Source organism: Pseudomonas rubra (assembly GCF_028656935.1).
GTDB classification, from domain to species: domain Bacteria; phylum Pseudomonadota; class Gammaproteobacteria; order Pseudomonadales; family Pseudomonadaceae; genus Aquipseudomonas; species Aquipseudomonas rubra.
The window spans coordinates 163,488-177,867 of record NZ_JAMDGZ010000047.1 but is presented as its reverse complement, the minus strand read 5'-3'; the positions used below and the strand labels follow the sequence as shown (position 1 = coordinate 177,867).

Genomic DNA, 14,380 nt, shown 5'->3' with positions numbered 1-14,380 from the left:
TCGGCCAGGAAACGCTCACGACGGGTTTGCTTGCGCTTACCGGCGTATTCGAAATCGGAAAAGCTCATCTGACTCATGGGGTGGAGGCTTGCTCGGGGACAGTTGGGCGGAGGGCTATTTCAGCACAGGTCAGATGATCTGTGCTGACTTGATCGGAGAATCCCTAGGCACAGTTGTCCATTGACAATCTTACCCCTAAAATTTTTCCAGCACCGCCTCGATCTCCCGCCACCCCTCTGCGCAGTAGGATCATCAACTTGTCACTTTCAGTCATTGAGCCGCGCCCGCTGGCTCTTTAATGTCGGCCTCAGATAACTGACGGGCCCCGCCAGCCTTGGCGAGGCGCCCGCATTCCGTGATTACGTCTGTTGTGGAGTTCACTATGGCCGCCGCTCAATACCCGCATTTGCTCGCCCCGCTGGACCTGGGTTTCACCACTTTGCGCAACCGCACCCTGATGGGTTCGATGCACACCGGCCTTGAAGAAAAGCCCGGCGGTTTCGAGCGCATGGCGGCCTATTTTGCCGAGCGCGCCCTTGGCGGCGTCGGCCTGATGGTCACCGGCGGCATCGGCCCGAACGTGGAGGGTGGGGTGTATTCCGGCGCGGCCAAGCTGAGCACCCCGGAAGAAGCCGATAAACATCGTATCGTGACCAAGGCAGTGCATGAGGCCGGTGGCAAGATCTGCATGCAGATACTCCATGCTGGCCGCTATGCCTACAGCCCGAAATCGGTAGCACCCAGCGCGATCCAGGCGCCAATCAACCCGTTCAAGCCGCGCGAGCTGGATGAAGAGGGCATCGAGAAGCAGATCCAGGACTTCGTCACCTGTTCGCTACTTGCACAAAGCGCCGAGTATGACGGCGTCGAGATCATGGGCTCCGAAGGCTACTTCATCAATCAGTTCCTTGCCGCCCACACTAACCAGCGTACCGACCGCTGGGGTGGCAGCTATGAGAACCGCATGCGCCTGGCCGTGGAGATCGTCCGCCGTGTGCGTGAAGCGGTAGGGCCGAACTTCATCATCATTTTCCGCCTGTCGATGCTCGATCTGGTCGAGGGCGGCAGCAACTGGGAAGAGATCGTGCAACTGGCCAAGGCTGTGGAACAGGCCGGTGCGACCCTGATCAACACCGGTATCGGCTGGCACGAAGCGCGGATCCCGACCATCGCCACCAAGGTGCCACGCGCAGCCTTCAGCAAGGTCACCGCCAAGCTGCGCGGTGCGGTGCAGATCCCGCTGATCACCACCAACCGCATCAACACCCCGGAAGTCGCCGAGCAGATCCTTGCCGAAGGCGATGCCGACATGGTCTCGATGGCGCGGCCGTTCCTCGCCGACCCGGAGTTCGTCAACAAGGCCGCTGCCGGCCGTGGCGACGAGATCAACACCTGCATCGGCTGCAACCAGGCCTGCCTGGACCACACCTTCGGCGGCAAGCTGACCAGTTGCCTGGTCAACCCGCGCGCCTGCCATGAAACCGAGCTGAACTACCTGCCGGTAACCCAGGTCAAGCGCATTGCCGTTGTGGGCGCAGGCCCTGCGGGCCTGGCTGCTGCCACCGTTGCGGCCGAGCGCGGCCATGAAGTGACCCTGTTCGATTCGGCCAGCGAGATCGGCGGCCAGTTCAACGTGGCCAAGCGCGTGCCGGGTAAAGAGGAGTTCTATGAAACCCTGCGCTACTTCAAGCGCAAGCTGCAGACCACCGGTGTCGAGTTGTGCCTGAACACCCGGGTCGATGCCGAGCAACTGGCGGCGGGCGGCTTTGACGAGATTATTCTCGCCACCGGTATCGCTCCGCGCCTGCCGGCCATCCCCGGTATCGAGCATGGCAAGGTGCTGAGCTACCTGGACGTGCTGCTGCAGCGCAAGCCGGTGGGGCAGAAGGTAGCGGTGATCGGCGCTGGCGGTATCGGTTTTGACGTCTCCGAGTACCTGGTGCACCAGGGCGTGGCCACCAGCCAGGACCGTGAAGCATTCTGGAAAGAGTGGGGTATCGATACTCATCTTGAAGCCCGCGGTGGTGTGGCCGGGATCAAGGCCGAGCCCCATGCGCCAGCGCGCCAGGTGTTCCTGCTGCAGCGCAAAAAGACCAAGGTCGGCGACGGCCTGGGCAAAACCACCGGCTGGATTCACCGCACCGGTCTTAAGAACAAGCAGGTGCAGATGCTCAACAGCGTCGAGTACCTGAGCATTGACGACGCCGGCCTGCACATCCGTGTCGGCGACGGCGAGCCGCAGTTGCTGCCGGTGGATAACATCGTCATCTGCGCCGGCCAGGATCCGCTGCGCGAACTGCAGGACGGCCTGGTCGCCGCCGGGCAGTCGGTGCACCTGATCGGCGGCGCCGATGTCGCCGCCGAACTGGACGCCAAGCGCGCCATCAACCAGGGTTCGCGCCTGGCCGCCGAGCTCTGATCGGCTCAGCGGGGCGGGCTGTCGGGCCCGCCTCGCTGTTACACTGCGCGCCCCTGGCAGCCCTGTTGTGCCCCGCCCATGATCGGCAGATTCGACGACCTTCCCCTCGCGCCCCTGCAACCCTTGCCCTTTGACTGGCTACGCCGCCATGGCGTGGAGTTGGCAGTGTTGCGTCTGGACCTGATCGACCCGCTGATCAGCGGCAACAAGTGGTTCAAGCTGCTCGAACACCTGCGGGTTGCCCAGGCCCAGGGTGCGCCTGGGGTGATCAGCCTCGGCGGTGCCCATTCCAATCACCTGCATGCCCTGGCGGCGGCCGGCAAGCGCTTTGGTTTCGCCACCGCTGGCCTGTTGCGCGGGCACGCCCAGGACACGCCGACCGTGCGCGACCTGCAGGCCTTTGGCATGCAGTTGCACTGGCTCGGCTATGGCGGCTATCGCGAGCGTCATCAGCCGGGTTTCTGGCAGCCCTGGCAGGCGCTTTATCCGGGTTGGCACTGTGTTGCCGAGGGCGGGGGCGGGCCCTTGGGCGCCAAGGGTTGTGGACTGATCGTAGAGCAGGCGCAAGCGCAATTGGCGGCGCTGGGCTGGGCGGATTACCACGGTTGGTGGCTGGCGGCCGGTACCGGTACCACACTGGCTGGGATGGTCTTGGCCGAGGCGGGCAGGCACGAGGTTCACGGCGCCTTGGCCGTACCGTTGGATCATGGTGTGCCCGAGGCTGTGCAAGCGCTGGCGGACAAAGCCGGTTACCGCCTGCATGAGGCCTGTCGTGGCGGTTTTGGCAAAGTCGATGATGAGCTGTTGGCGTTCATGGCCGAGTGCGAGGCGCAGGCGGCCATGCCGCTTGAGCCGCTGTACACCGCCAAGGCCTTGCTGGCGCTGCGCCGCAAGGTCGAAGCCGGCACCTTCAGCTCCGGCACCCGGCTGATCTTCCTGCACAGCGGCGGCCTGCAGGGCCGCCGCGGTTTTGCCTAGTTGTTGCGCGGCAGCATGCGCAGCAGGGTGTTGTCGCGCTGCACGTAGTGATGGAACAGGCCGGCAAGTGCATGCAGGCCGATCAGCCAGTAGCCCCAGCTACCGATGCGCTCGTGCCAGCCCTTGATGAACTTGGCCAGGTCCGGGTCCGGGGCGATCAGCGCCGGCAGCTCGAAGCCATAGAAGGGGATCGGCTTGTTGGCGGCGCTGAGCAGCAGCCAGCCGGCCAGTGGCAGGCCGATCATCAGCAAGTACAGGGCCAGGTGCATCAGGTGCGCAAGGCCCGTCTGCCAGGCTGGCGGCGCCGGGATGATCGGCGGGGTGGGGCGGCCGATGCGCAGGGCCAGGCGCAGCCAGACCAGCACGAATACCGTCAGGCCGAGCATGAAGTGCAGGTCTTTCATCAAGGCGCGCTCGGCGCTGTCCTTGGGAAACAGGCCGCGCAGTTCGATAAAGGCGTAGACCGCCGCCAGCAGCACCAGCATCAGCCAGTGCAAGGCAATCGACAGGCCGCCGTAGCGCGCCTGGTGTTGGCTCAGTGTCATGGGTGTTCCTCTTCATCAGGTCGAAGTCCGCGCTCTTGTGGCGTGGTCAGCTAACTGTAACCGCTAGCCAGCCGATTACCCGGCCATTGCAGCAGAAACTGATCACCACGGCCTTGATCTGTCGCTAGAATCCGGCGCTTGTGCCCCTTTTCTACAAGGCTTTACTTCATGCTGATGGCATCGCTGATCTTCCTGCTGACCATTACCCTGGTGATCTGGCAGCCCCGTGGCCTGGGCGTTGGCTGGAGCGCTACTGGCGGGGCGCTGCTGGCATTGCTGTGCGGGGTGGTGCAGTGGAGCGACATCCCGGTGGTCTGGCAGATCATCTGGAACGCCACCGGCACCTTCATCGCCCTGATCATCATCAGCCTGCTGCTCGATGCCGCCGGCTTCTTTGCCTGGGCAGCGCTGCATGTGGCGCGCTGGGGGCGTGGCAGCGGCCGGCGCTTGTTCTGCTACATCGTGCTGCTGGGGGCGCTGGTGTCGGCGCTGTTCGCCAATGACGGCGCGGCGCTGATCCTGACCCCGATCGTGGTGGCCATGCTCCTGGCCCTGCGCTTTAGTCCGGCGGCGACCCTGGCTTTTGTCATGGCCGCAGGCTTTATTGCCGACACCGCTAGCTTGCCGCTGGTGGTCTCGAACCTGGTCAACATTGTCTCTGCCGACTTCTTCGGCATTGGCTTCAACCGCTATGCGGCGGTGATGGTGCCGGTCAACCTGGTTGCCGTGGCGGCCACCCTGGCGGTGCTGCTGTGGTACTTCCGTCGCGATATCCCGCGCAACTATGACCCGCTGCAACTGGATGCGCCGCGCAGCGTGGTGCAGGACCCGGCGACCTTTGTCGCTGGCTGGCTGGTGTTGTTGATCCTGCTGCTGGGGTGTTTTGCCCTGGAGCCGCTGGGCATCCCCATCAGCGCGATTTCGGCGGTGTGTGCCCTGGTGTTGCTGCTGGTGGCGGCGCGTGGGCACAAAATCTCTACCCGCAAGGTGCTCAAGGAAGCGCCCTGGCACATCGTGGTGTTCTCCCTGGGGATGTACCTGGTGGTTTACGGCCTGCGCAATGCCGGGCTGACCGACTACCTGGCCGGCTGGCTCGACGGCTTTGCCGCAGGCGGAGTATGGGGCGCGGCGCTGGGCACCGGGCTGCTGGCGGCCGTGTTGTCGTCGATCATGAACAACCTGCCGACGGTGCTGATCGGCGCCTTGTCGATTGATGCCAGCGCGGCCACCGGGGTGGTCAAGGAGGCGATGATCTACGCCAACGTGATAGGCAGCGACCTGGGGCCGAAGATCACCCCGATCGGCAGCCTGGCGACCTTGTTGTGGTTGCACGTGCTGGAGCGCAAGGGGGTGAAGATTGGCTGGGGGTATTACTTCAAGGTCGGGATCGTGTTGACGCTGCCGGTGTTGTTGCTGACCCTGGTGGCGCTGGCTTTGCGTTTGACTGTGGTTTAGAGGTGGCTTCATCGCCGGCAAGGCCGGCTCCCACAGGGGTGGTGGAAACCCTGTGGGAGCTGGTCTTGCCAGCGATCGCCTGCGCAGCGGGCGCAAACCTGTCACCCGGGAAGGTTGGGCCAAAGGTCAGACACCAGAAACAACCGCTCCGCTTCCTCCCACTCGCCACGCTCGCCCTCGACCAGCCTCACCAGCAACTGCGCCGGTGCCAACGGGTCAAGTGCCTGCAGCCAGGTCTGGAAGCGCTGCGCCGACCAGCAGTCCTGCGCCGGATAGCAAGCCGGCGCCAACCAGGCGTGGCGCGGCAATGGCTGCCAGCGACCGGGCGTGCTCTGTGCGCGGAACGCCGGCCAATCACGCTGATGCAACCAATGCCCACGCAAATGCTGCGGATTGGCTCCGCGTGGCGGCTCGGCCTGCCCCGGCCAGGGGTACAGCAGGTACCCGCCCAACCACAATTGCGCACTGAACTGTTCGATCTTAAGCGCCGCCAGCGCTTCGCGGCTTTCAGCGCGGGCCGAAATCGGCAGTTGGTGCTCGGCCAGGTGCGCAAGCTTGCGGTCCAGGCGGTCATGGCAACCCGGCCCCAGCCATTGCGCCGGGTTATCCCCCGTGCCGTTTTGCGGCCCCAGGTACAGCTTGATCGCCAGTTCCAGGTGGTGCACGCCATCGTTGTCGCGCAGCAGCAGATCCAGTTCGCCCAGGGTGTGCCCGCCATTGCGGATCGGCAGGTTGGCGGCCAGTAGGGTGACGCCGGGGGCGTGCTGCAGGGCGAACTGCCATAGACGTTCGTAGTACAAACCCAGGCGCCGGGTGCTGGCCTGGGCCAGCCAGTGCAGCAGGGCGTGGCTGTCGCGGTCTTGTTCGAGCAGCCATTGCTGCAAGCGATCCGGCTCGCTCACCCAGGCGCTGGCCGCCAGCGGATGCCGCTGCGGCCACGGCGTGTCGCGCAGCATCGGCGGGGCGAGGATGACCCAGGCCAGGTCGCGCACCTGGGGTTGGCGCAACTGGCGGGGCAGGGCGTTCAGGCTAGGGAACGGGTTCATTCAGCGAGCATAGCCGCTTAGCCTGCGGCTCTGGCGAATTTCTCCGGTGTTTGCCGCTGCCGGGCGCTTTCGCCCATAATCGGACTCTTTGGCGAGCATCGCCTTTTTACCCGCGCAGAGCCCTGGAGCCCCATGGAGCAATTTCGCAATATCGGTATCATCGGACGGCTGGGCAGCTCCCAGGTGCTCGATACCGTTCGCCGACTGAAAAAATTCCTGCTGGCGCGGCATCTGCACGTCATCCTCGAGGACACCATCGCCGAAGTCCTGCCCGGCCACGGCCTGCAGACCTCGACCCGCAAGCTGCTGGGCGAAGTCTGCGACCTGGTGATCGTCGTCGGTGGCGACGGCAGCCTGCTTGGCGCCGCCCGCGCCCTGGCCCGGCACAATGTGCCGGTACTGGGCATCAACCGTGGCAGCCTGGGTTTTCTGACCGATATCCGCCCCGATGAGCTGGAGGTCAAGGTCGCCGAGGTGCTCGACGGCCATTACCTGGTGGAAAACCGCTTCCTGCTGCAGGCCGAAGTTCGCCGCCACGCTGAAGCCATCGGCCAGGGCGATGCCCTCAACGATGTGGTGCTGCACCCGGGCAAGTCGACGCGGATGATCGAGTTCGAGATCTACATCGACGGCCAGTTTGTCTGCAGCCAGAAGGCCGACGGCCTGATCGTCGCCACCCCGACCGGCTCCACCGCCTACGCGCTGTCGGCGGGCGGGCCGATCATGCATCCCAAGCTCGATGCCATCGTCATCGTGCCGATGTACCCGCACACCCTGTCCGGGCGGCCGATCGTGGTCGACGGCAACAGTGAGCTGAAGATCGTGGTGTCCAAGGACCTGCAGATCTACCCGCAGATCTCTTGCGATGGCCAGAACCACTTCACCTGTGCCCCCGGCGACACCATCACGGTGAACAAGAAGCCGCAGAAGCTGCGCCTGATCCACCCGTTGGATCACAATTACTATGAGGTGTGCCGGACCAAGCTCGGCTGGGGCAGCCGCCTGGGTGGTGGAGGCGAGTGATGCTCGATCCCGCTCGCAGTTTCGACCTGATCGGTGATGTGCACGGTTGTGCTCACACCCTCGAACGCCTGCTCGATGCCCTCGGCTACAGGCGCCAGGGCGGCGTCTGGCGTCATCCAACGCGCCAGGCGCTGTTCCTCGGCGACATCATCGACCGCGGCCCGCGGATTCGCGAGGCCCTGCACATCGTCCATGACATGGTCGATGCCGGTCAGGCCTACTGTATCATGGGCAACCACGAGTACAACGCCCTGGGCTGGAACACCCCGGCCTTGCCCGAGAGCGGCAAGCATTACGTGCGCGAGCATACCCCGCGCCACGGCCGGCTGATCTACGAGACCCTGACCCAGTTCGAGCAACATCCAGGTGACTGGCATGACTTTCTCGAATGGTTCTACGAGTTGCCGTTGTTTATCGACGCCGGGCGTTTCCGCCTGGTGCACGCCTGTTGGGATGCGCGACTGATCGAGCCGCTGCGCCAGCAATACCCGGACGGGCGCATCGACGAGCATTTCATCCAGGCCTCGGCCGTGCCGGAAAGCTTCGCCGCCACGGTCTGCAACCGCCTGTTGCGCGGTACCGACATGCGCCTGCCGGACGGTTTGACCCTGACCGGTGGCGATGGCCTGACCCGCGCGTTCTTTCGCACCAAGTTCTGGGAAGAAGACCCGCAAACCTACGGCGATATCGTCTTTCAGCCCGATGCACTGCCCGAGCAGGTGGCCAGCGCGCCGCTCAGCCACAGTCAGAAGAACGCCTTGCTGCGCTACAGCGAGGACGAACCGATGCTGTTTGTCGGCCATTACTGGCGCAGTGGTAAACCGGCGCCGATCCGCGCCAACCTGGCCTGCCTGGACTACAGTGCGGTGCTCTACGGCAAACTGGTCGCCTATCGCCTGGATGCTGAAACCCGCATCGACCCGCGCAAGTTCGTCTGGGTCGATGTCGACCGGCCGGAGGCCAGCCAATGAGTGCAGTGGTGGTATTACGCATGCCGTTGAGTACGGACCTGAGCGGCTTTGTCGGCCTGTTGCGGCGCCTGCAGGTACCGCACCGGGTCAGCGAGGAGGGCGGCGACCAGGTGTTGTGGGTGGCCGAGAACCTTGCCGAAGACGTGCGCCAGCTGTACCAGCGCTTTCCCGAAGGCAATGCCGAGTTCGAACTGCCGGCCGACACCGCTCTGGCCGCACCGGCGCGGCCGAGCATCGGCGAACAGGTGCGCGCCAGCAAGGCCACTGCGGCGATCCTGCTGCTGTGCCTGATTGTCGCCGGGCTCACGGGCCTGGGCGACAACTTCGCCACCCTGAGCTGGCTGACCTTCCTCGATTTTCGCGTGCAGGGCGACTACCTGTACTTCACCCCGCTGGCCGCAAGCCTTGCCGATGGCCAGTGGTGGCGCCTGTTCACGCCGATGCTGGTGCATTTCGGCATCCTCCACCTGGCCATGAACGGCCTCTGGTACTGGGAACTGGGCCGGCGCATCGAGCTGCGCCAGGGGCCGTGGAACCTGCTCGGCCTGACCCTGTTGTTCAGCCTGGTGTCCAACGCCGCCCAGTACCTGTTTGGCGGCCCGAGCCTGTTCGGCGGCCTGTCGGGCGTGCTCTACGGTTTGCTCGGGCATGTCTGGCTGTACCAGTGGCTGGCGCCCAACCCGGTATATCGCATGCCCCGTGGCGTGCTGGTAATGATGCTGGTCTGGCTGCTGCTGTGCCTGTCCGGTTTGATCAGCCTGCTCGGCTTCGGCCAGATTGCCAACGCCGCCCATGTCGGCGGGCTGTTGGTCGGTTGCCTTAGCGGGCTCTTGGGCGGGGCGTTGGCCCGGCGTAAACTGACTGCTTGATTTTGGGAGACGCTATGTCCACTTTTGCGCAAATGATTGAAAACATCACCCCGGAGATCTACGAGAGCCTGAAACTGGCCGTAGAACTGGGCAAATGGGCAGACGGGCGCAAGCTCACCACCGAGCAGAAAGAGCTGTCGCTGCAGGCGGTGATCGCCTGGGAGCTGCAGAACCTGCCCGAGGACCAGCGTACCGGCTACATGGGCCCGCAAGAATGCGCCTCGAAGTCGGAACCGGTGCCGAACCTGCTGTTCAAGTCGGACGCGATCCATTGATCGAACTTGGCCGCGGCTCCATCAGTAAAATGTCGGCGCGTCTCGATGCGCCGGTGGTGCAGTACGCTTTTCGTTTGGGCGAGCAGGAAGTACCGGTCAATCCCTTGATCGGCAAGACCCTGCGCCTGGAATACCTGGGTGCCATCCATTGCAGCCATTGCGGGCGCAAGACCAAGACCAGCTTCAGCCAGGGGTATTGCTACCCGTGCATGACCAAGCTTGCACAGTGCGACGTGTGCATCATGGCCCCGGAAAAATGCCACTACGATCAGGGCACCTGCCGCGACCCCTCGTGGGGCGAGCAGTTCTGCATGACCGATCATGTGGTGTACCTGGCCAACTCCTCGGGCATCAAGGTCGGCATCACCCGCGCCAGCCAGTTGCCGACCCGCTGGCTCGACCAGGGCGCCAGCCAAGCGCTGCCGATCGTGCGGGTTGCCACCCGCCAGCAATCGGGCCTGGTCGAAGACCTGTTCCGCAGCCAGGTGGCGGACCGCACCAACTGGCGCGCCTTGCTCAAGGGCGATGCCGAGGCGGTTGACCTGCTTGCCGTGCGCGAGCAACTGTTCGACAGCTGCGCCGAAGGTTTCAGTGCCTTGCAGGCGCGCTTCGGCCTGCAGGCGATCCAGTTGCTCAGCGATGCCCAGGTGCTGGAGATCCGTTACCCGGTCGAGGCCTACCCGAGCAAGATCGTCAGCTTCAACCTGGACAAGAATCCCGTGGCTGAAGGCACGCTGCTGGGCATCAAGGGCCAGTACCTGATCTTTGACACCGGCGTGATCAACATTCGTAAATACACGGCGTACCAGCTCGCCGTGCATCAGTAAAAAAGGACCGCCACATGCGTACCGAACAGCCGCAAGTGATCTACCTCAAGGACTATCAGGCCCCCGAGTACCTGATTGACGAGACCCACCTGACCTTCGAACTGTTCGAGGACCACAGCCTGGTCCACGCGCAACTGGTCATGCGCCGCAACCCGGCCCGTGGTGCCGGCCTGCCTCCGCTGGTGCTCGACGGTCAGCAACTGGAGCTGATCAGCGTGGCCCTGAACGACCAGGTTCTGGGCGCTGGCGACTACCAGCAGGACGACAGTCACCTGACCGTACAGCCGACAGCTGCGACCTTCACCCTCGACACCAGCGTGAAGATCCACCCCGAGAGCAACACCGCCCTCGAAGGCCTGTACAAGTCCGGCAGCATGTTCTGCACCCAGTGCGAGGCCGAAGGTTTTCGCAAGATCACCTACTACCTTGACCGCCCGGATGTGATGAGTACGTTCACCACCACGGTGATCGCCGAGCAGCATCGCTATCCGGTGCTGCTGTCCAACGGCAACCCGATCGGCAGCGGCCCGCAAGATGACGGCCGGCACTGGGCGACCTGGGAAGACCCGTTCATGAAGCCGGCCTACCTGTTTGCGCTGGTTGCCGGTGACCTGTGGTGCGTCGAAGATAAATTCACCCGTCAGTCCGGCCGTGACGTGACCCTGCGCATTTATGTCGAGCCGGAAAACATCGACAAGTGCCAGCACGCCATGAGCAGCCTGAAGAAGTCCATGCGCTGGGACGAGGAAGTCTATGGCCGTGAGTACGACCTGGACATCTTCATGATTGTCGCGGTCAACGACTTCAACATGGGCGCCATGGAAAACAAGGGCCTGAACATCTTCAACTCCAGCTGTGTGCTGGCCCGCGCCGAAACCGCCACCGACGCTGCTCACCAGCGGGTCGAGGCAGTGGTCGCCCATGAGTACTTCCACAACTGGTCGGGCAACCGCGTGACCTGCCGCGACTGGTTCCAGTTGTCGCTCAAGGAAGGCTTCACGGTGTTCCGTGATTCGGAGTTCAGCGCCGACATGAACTCGCGCACGGTCAAGCGCATCGAGGACGTCGCCTACCTGCGCACCCACCAGTTCGCCGAAGACGCCGGGCCCATGGCCCACGCCGTACGCCCTGACAGCTTCATCGAGATCTCCAACTTCTACACCCTGACCGTGTATGAGAAAGGCTCGGAAGTGGTGCGCATGGTCCGTACCCTGCTGGGCGCCGAGGGTTTCCGCAAAGGCAGCGACCTGTACTTTGAACGCCATGATGGCCAGGCCGTGACCTGCGACGATTTCATCAAGGCCATGGAAGATGCCAACGGTGTCGACCTGACCCAGTTCAAGCGCTGGTACAGCCAGGCGGGTACACCACGCCTGGCGGTCAGCGAGCACTACGACAGTGCTGCCCAGACCTACAGCCTGACCTTGCGCCAGAGCTGCCCGGCCACCCCGGACAAGGTCGAGAAAAAGCCCTTCGTGATCCCGGTGGAACTTGGCCTGCTCGATGCCCAGGGCAACGACATCGCCCTGCGCCTGCAAGGCGAAACGGCTGCCGCCGGCACCTCGCGGGTGCTGTCGGTGACCGAAGCCGAGCAGACTTTTACCTTCGTCGATGTCGCCGCCAAGCCGCTACCCTCGTTGCTGCGTGGTTTCAGCGCGCCGGTCAAGCTGAGCTTCCCCTATGACCGCGACCAGTTGATGTTCCTCATGCAGCACGACAGCGATGGCTTCAACCGCTGGGAAGCGGGCCAGCAACTGTCGGTGCAGGTGCTGCAGGAACTGATCGGCCAGCATCAGCGTGGCGAGGCGCTGGTGCTCGACCAGCGCCTGATCACCGCCCTGGGCACCGTGCTGGGCAACGAGGCGCTGGACCCGGCCATGGTTGCCGAGATGCTCTCGCTGCCGGGCGAGGCCTACCTCACCGAAATCAGCGAAGTGGCCGATGTCGATGCCATCCATGCTGCCCGCGAGTTCGCCCGTCAGCAGATCGCCGATCAGCTGTTCGACGCGCTGCTGGCCCGTTACACGGCCAACCGCGAGGCATCGCGCACCACCGCCTACGTGGCCGAAGCCGAGCACTTCGCCCGCCGCAGCCTGCAGAACATTGCCTTGTCGTACCTGATGCAAAGCGGCAAGCAGCAGGTGCTCGACGCGACCCTGGAACAGTTCGACGCCTGCGATAACATGACCGAGCGTCTCACCGCCCTGGCAGTGCTGGTCAACTCGCCGTTCGAGGCCGAGCGGGCCACGGCCCTGGAGAGCTTTGCCGAGCACTTCAAGGACAACCCGCTGGTCATGGACCAGTGGTTCAGCGTGCAGGCTGCCAGCACCCTGCCGGGCGGTCTGGCACGGGTCAAGGCGTTGATGCAGCACCCGGCGTTCACAATGAAGAACCCGAACAAGGTACGCGCCCTGATCGGTGCTTTTGCCGGGCAGAACCTGGTCAACTTCCACGCCGCCGATGGTTCGGGCTATCGCTTCCTGGCGGACCTGGTGATCGAGCTCAACGCGCTCAACCCGCAGATCGCCTCGCGCCAACTGGCGCCGCTGACCCGCTGGCGTAAATACGACAGCGCCCGTCAGGCGTTGATGAAGGGCGAGCTGGAGCGGATTCTGGCGTCGGGTTCGCTGTCCAGTGATGTCTATGAAGTCGTAAGCAAAAGTCTGGCTTGATGGCCCCATCGCCGGCAAGGCCGGCTCCCACAGGGAACTGCATGCACTGACCCTGTGGGAGCTGGCTTGCCAGCGATTGCTTCCCCGAAAATTCCTCTGCTTAACAAAACATAACGTCGCGTTCGTTGTCAGCCGTTTGCAATCCCCGATAGGATGGCCTTAGCTATTGCGGGGCTCTGGAACACGGTTTTTGGCAGTACCTGCATATAGATTGACCCAAATAACAAGATAAACGGGGGACAGATCTATGACCGAGCCTTACGTGGCAGGTAGTGGCGGCGCAGCGCGCGCGCGCCCATGGGCATTGGCCGCCAGCGGATTGCTGGTGCTGGCGATGGGGTTGTGGGCTGGCACGGTCGAGGCCGCAGCAACTGAAGCCGAGGTCTACTCCAGCGAATCGTCCAAGGCAGAAAAAAGCCTGCTGCTGGACGTCACCAAGGCGGGTGCACGCCTGGTCATCGTCGGTGATCGCGGCCATATCCTGTTTTCCGATGACCAGGGCAAGACCTGGACCCAGGCCAAGGTACCGACCCGGCAACTGCTCACGGCCGTTTACTTCGTCGATGACAAGCACGGCTGGGCCGTCGGTCACGACGCGCAGATCCTCGCAAGCAGCGACGGTGGCGCCACCTGGAGCAAGCAGTTCGAAGACCTTTCGCGCGAAGCGCCGTTGCTCGATGTCTGGTTCAAGGACAACCAGCATGGCTTCGCTGTGGGCGCTTATGGCGCATTGTTGGAAACCACCGATGGTGGCCAGCGTTGGAAGGATGTCGGCGAGCGGCTGGACAATGAAGATCAACTGCACCTCAACGGTATCGCCGCAGTGAAAGACGCTGGCCTGTTCATCGTTGGCGAGCAGGGCAGCATGTTCCGCTCAAGCGATGACGGCCAGAGCTGGGAAAAGCTCGAAGGCCCTTATGAAGGCTCGCTGTTCGGTGTCACCGGCACCGCTCAGCCACGCACCTTGCTGGCCTACGGCTTGCGCGGCAACCTCTACCGCTCGACCGATTTTGGCGATAGCTGGCAACAGATCGAATTGAAAGCTGCGCGCGGCGCCCTCGAATTTGGTCTGGCAAGCGCTACGCTTCTCGATGATGGCAACCTGGTACTCGTGGGCAATGGTGGTAGCGTGCTGCGCAGCAGCGATGACGGCCAGACCTTCAGCGTGTACAACCGCGCTGACCGCATCGCCTTGGCGGGTGTCAGCGGTCGTAACGGTGAAGGCCTGATCCTGGTCGGCCAGGGTGGCGTGCACCTGGCTTCGGCCCAGGGCGCCGAAGGAGTGCAGCCATGACCCGTC

General features: G+C 63.8%; 12 protein-coding genes. 10 read left to right on the top strand and 2 right to left on the bottom strand.

Going from position 1 to position 14,380, the window contains the following annotated elements; genetic code table 11:
- The first annotated feature begins 382 nt into the window (after positions 1 to 382).
- Positions 383 to 2,419, top strand: a complete 2,037-nt coding sequence (locus M5G17_RS20530) for an NADPH-dependent 2,4-dienoyl-CoA reductase (protein WP_273894732.1) — start codon at positions 383 to 385, stop codon at positions 2,417 to 2,419.
- 78 nt (positions 2,420 to 2,497) lie between these two features.
- A complete protein-coding gene (locus tag M5G17_RS20525; protein WP_273894731.1) occupies positions 2,498 to 3,397 on the top strand; it encodes a 1-aminocyclopropane-1-carboxylate deaminase/D-cysteine desulfhydrase in 900 nt (299 codons plus the stop codon).
- On the opposite strand, the gene M5G17_RS20520 is transcribed toward M5G17_RS20525, so the two are convergent.
- Entirely contained in the window at positions 3,394 to 3,942 is a 549-nt protein-coding gene (locus M5G17_RS20520) for a cytochrome b (RefSeq protein WP_273894730.1), read from the bottom strand. The two genes, M5G17_RS20525 and M5G17_RS20520, sit on opposite strands and share 4 nt — an antisense overlap.
- A gap of 168 nt (positions 3,943 to 4,110) precedes the next feature.
- Between M5G17_RS20520 and M5G17_RS20515 the strand changes: the two genes are divergently transcribed.
- Positions 4,111 to 5,397, top strand: coding sequence for an arsenic transporter (locus M5G17_RS20515; protein ID WP_273894729.1), 1,287 nt, complete (start codon positions 4,111 to 4,113; stop codon positions 5,395 to 5,397).
- Positions 5,398 to 5,498: 101 nt separating this feature from the next.
- On the opposite strand, the gene M5G17_RS20510 is transcribed toward M5G17_RS20515, so the two are convergent.
- The gene (locus M5G17_RS20510) at positions 5,499 to 6,443 is read right to left on the bottom strand and encodes a DUF1853 family protein (protein ID WP_273894728.1); all 945 of its coding nucleotides are present in this window, start codon (positions 6,441 to 6,443) and stop codon (positions 5,499 to 5,501) included.
- 132 nt (positions 6,444 to 6,575) lie between these two features.
- On the opposite strand from M5G17_RS20510, the gene M5G17_RS20505 reads away from it, so the two are divergent.
- From M5G17_RS20505 to M5G17_RS20475, 7 genes are all read left to right on the top strand, one after another.
- Positions 6,576 to 7,466, top strand: a complete 891-nt coding sequence (locus M5G17_RS20505) for an NAD(+) kinase (RefSeq protein ID WP_130265608.1) — start codon at positions 6,576 to 6,578, stop codon at positions 7,464 to 7,466.
- Positions 7,463 to 8,437, top strand: a complete 975-nt coding sequence (locus M5G17_RS20500) for a metallophosphoesterase (protein ID WP_273894727.1) — start codon at positions 7,463 to 7,465, stop codon at positions 8,435 to 8,437. Before M5G17_RS20505 ends, M5G17_RS20500 begins: the two co-directional genes overlap by 4 nt.
- A complete protein-coding gene (locus M5G17_RS20495) occupies positions 8,434 to 9,306 on the top strand; it encodes a rhomboid family intramembrane serine protease (protein ID WP_273894726.1) in 873 nt (290 codons plus the stop codon). Before M5G17_RS20500 ends, M5G17_RS20495 begins: the two co-directional genes overlap by 4 nt.
- Positions 9,307 to 9,320: 14 nt before the next feature.
- Positions 9,321 to 9,581, top strand: a complete 261-nt coding sequence (locus tag M5G17_RS20490; RefSeq protein ID WP_273894725.1) for a YeaC family protein — start codon at positions 9,321 to 9,323, stop codon at positions 9,579 to 9,581.
- Entirely contained in the window at positions 9,578 to 10,408 is an 831-nt protein-coding gene (locus M5G17_RS20485) for a DUF2797 domain-containing protein (protein WP_273894724.1), read from the top strand. The genes M5G17_RS20490 and M5G17_RS20485 overlap by 4 nt, the downstream gene beginning before the upstream one ends.
- A 14-nt stretch (positions 10,409 to 10,422) precedes the next feature.
- Complete coding sequence (gene pepN / locus M5G17_RS20480; protein ID WP_273894723.1) at positions 10,423 to 13,080, top strand: aminopeptidase N; 2,658 nt, start codon at positions 10,423 to 10,425, stop codon at positions 13,078 to 13,080.
- 247 nt (positions 13,081 to 13,327) lie between these two features.
- Positions 13,328 to 14,374, top strand: coding sequence for a WD40/YVTN/BNR-like repeat-containing protein (locus M5G17_RS20475; RefSeq protein ID WP_273894722.1), 1,047 nt, complete (start codon positions 13,328 to 13,330; stop codon positions 14,372 to 14,374).
- Positions 14,375 to 14,380: the final 6 nt, after the last annotated feature.

Excerpts from the sequence above, each read along its gene's own strand:
- M5G17_RS20510 (WP_273894728.1), bottom strand. The coding sequence starts at position 6,443 with ATGAACCCGTTCCCTAGCCTGAACGCCCTGCCCCGCCAGTTGCGCCAA.
- M5G17_RS20530 (WP_273894732.1), top strand. The coding sequence starts at position 383 with ATGGCCGCCGCTCAATACCCGCATTTGCTCGCCCCGCTGGACCTGGGT.
- pepN (WP_273894723.1), top strand. The coding sequence starts at position 10,423 with ATGCGTACCGAACAGCCGCAAGTGATCTACCTCAAGGACTATCAGGCC.
- M5G17_RS20525 (WP_273894731.1), top strand. The coding sequence starts at position 2,498 with ATGATCGGCAGATTCGACGACCTTCCCCTCGCGCCCCTGCAACCCTTG.
- M5G17_RS20515 (WP_273894729.1), top strand. The coding sequence starts at position 4,111 with ATGCTGATGGCATCGCTGATCTTCCTGCTGACCATTACCCTGGTGATC.
- M5G17_RS20505 (WP_130265608.1), top strand. The coding sequence starts at position 6,576 with ATGGAGCAATTTCGCAATATCGGTATCATCGGACGGCTGGGCAGCTCC.
- M5G17_RS20490 (WP_273894725.1), top strand. The coding sequence starts at position 9,321 with ATGTCCACTTTTGCGCAAATGATTGAAAACATCACCCCGGAGATCTAC.
- M5G17_RS20475 (WP_273894722.1), top strand. The coding sequence starts at position 13,328 with ATGACCGAGCCTTACGTGGCAGGTAGTGGCGGCGCAGCGCGCGCGCGC.
- M5G17_RS20495 (WP_273894726.1), top strand. The coding sequence starts at position 8,434 with ATGAGTGCAGTGGTGGTATTACGCATGCCGTTGAGTACGGACCTGAGC.
- M5G17_RS20520 (WP_273894730.1), bottom strand. The coding sequence starts at position 3,942 with ATGACACTGAGCCAACACCAGGCGCGCTACGGCGGCCTGTCGATTGCC.